A 1732-nucleotide genomic window follows, 5' to 3' on the forward strand; every position below is an offset into this window, starting at 1 on the left:
CTGGTCAAGGTTTACCGTACCAGAATAGAGTTGCGTCAGATCGGGGTCAGACATGAGACCCAGATGGTGGGTGCCCTGGGCAATTGCGGCCAGGTATGCTGCTGCCGGCGGTTCATGCGTCAGTTTGCCCCGGTGACCATCAAGATGGCCAAGGATCAAAATCTCTTTTTAAATCCGGCCAAAATATCCGGGGTTTGTGGCAGGCTGTTGTGCTGTCTTAATTTTGAACAGCCCCACTACGCCCAGTTCCAGAAGAAGCTGCCCAAAATGGGCAAGAGATATAAGTGTCGGGAAGGCTACCTCCGGGTCATCCGGGCCAATCTTTTTCGGGAAAGCCTTACTGTCCTGGACGAGGAAGGCACGGAAAAGGAGGTCCCCTTGCAGGACTGGCAACAGATGCTGCAAAAGCCGGACAAAAAGAAGGAAAACAAGTAGGTTCGTACCTTCTTAAAACCATTCTGCGGGAATTGTCCGTATCAAGTCTGTGAATGAAGCAAGCATGCAGGAGGCGTGTAAATTGGAAAGCTTTTTTGTTTCCACTCCCATATACTACGTAAATGCCAGGCCGCACCTGGGCCATGCCTATACCACAATCGTGGCCGACAGCATAAACCGCCTGCACCGTCTGCGGCAGAAAGACACCTTTTTTCTGACAGGCACGGACGAGCACGGGGACAAGATAGTGGAAGCAGCTGAAAAAAACGGCCTGGCCCCGAAAGAGTATGCTGACAGAATAAGCGCCCTGTTTAAAGAGGCCTGGCCCTGGCTGGAAGTGGAAAACTCCGCCTTTATCCGCACCACTGACCCGGAACATGTAAAATGCGTGCAGCGCTTTCTTAATACCGTCTACGAGAATGGGGACATTTATTTCGGGGAGTACGGGGGGCATTACTGCTTTGGTTGCGAGTGCTTCTACATGGAAAAAGAACTCCAGGACGGACTCTGCCCGGATCACCTGGAAAAGCCCAGATACCTCAAGGAAGAAAATTATTTTTTCCGCATGACCAGGTACCTGCCCGCCCTGCGTGAACATATCCTGAACCACCCGGAATTCATCCAGCCGGAAAGGTATAGAAACGAAGTTCTGGGCATGCTGGGGGACGAACTGACAGACCTGTGCATATCCAGGCCCAAATCCAGGCTGACCTGGGGTATAGAGCTGCCTTTTGACAGCAATTTTGTGACCTATGTCTGGTTCGATGCCTTGATAAACTATATCTCCGCCCTGGGCTGGCCCCACGGGGAGGCCTTTAAAAGATACTGGCCCGGAGCGTACCATCTGGTGGCCAAGGATATTTTAAAGCCCCACGCCGTTTTCTGGCCCACCATGCTCATGTCCGCCGGGGTGGACCTGTACCAGGGGCTGCGGGTGCACGGGTACTGGACGGTGCAGGAGGCCAAGATGTCCAAGAGCCTGGGCAACGTGGTCCAGCCCATGGACATGGTGGAGAAATACGGCCTGGCACCCTTTCGCTATTTTCTCCTGCGGGAGATGCAGTTCGGCCTGGATGCCAGCTTTTCCGAAGAGGCCCTGGTGAACAGGCTCAATTCGGACCTGGCCAATGATCTGGGCAATCTGTGCAGCCGCACCCTGGCCATGACCAATAAGTATTTCCAGGGGCTTGTGCCGGAAAAGTCCGGGCTGTCCCAGGAGGACCAGGAGGTGGTGGATGCCGGGCTGACCGCTCTGGATGAATACGTACGCCTGTTCGGGGATTTTCAGTTTTCCAAG

Annotated in this window: 2 protein-coding genes; both read left to right on the forward strand. The window is 53.9% G+C overall.

Translation table 11 applies throughout. The annotated features are described in order from the left end of the window. The coding region (gene ricT, locus D5S03_RS12835; protein ID WP_353745157.1) for a regulatory iron-sulfur-containing complex subunit RicT at positions 1-435 on the forward strand (435 nt) is incomplete at its 5' end. 64 nt (positions 436-499) lie between these two features. Further along, a partial coding sequence (gene metG / locus D5S03_RS12840) for a methionine--tRNA ligase (protein WP_353745158.1) occupies positions 500-1732 on the forward strand: 1233 nt, incomplete at its 3' end.

Source organism: Desulfonatronospira sp. MSAO_Bac3 (genome assembly GCF_003838035.1).
Classification (GTDB): domain Bacteria; phylum Desulfobacterota; class Desulfovibrionia; order Desulfovibrionales; family Desulfonatronovibrionaceae; genus Desulfonatronospira; species Desulfonatronospira thiodismutans.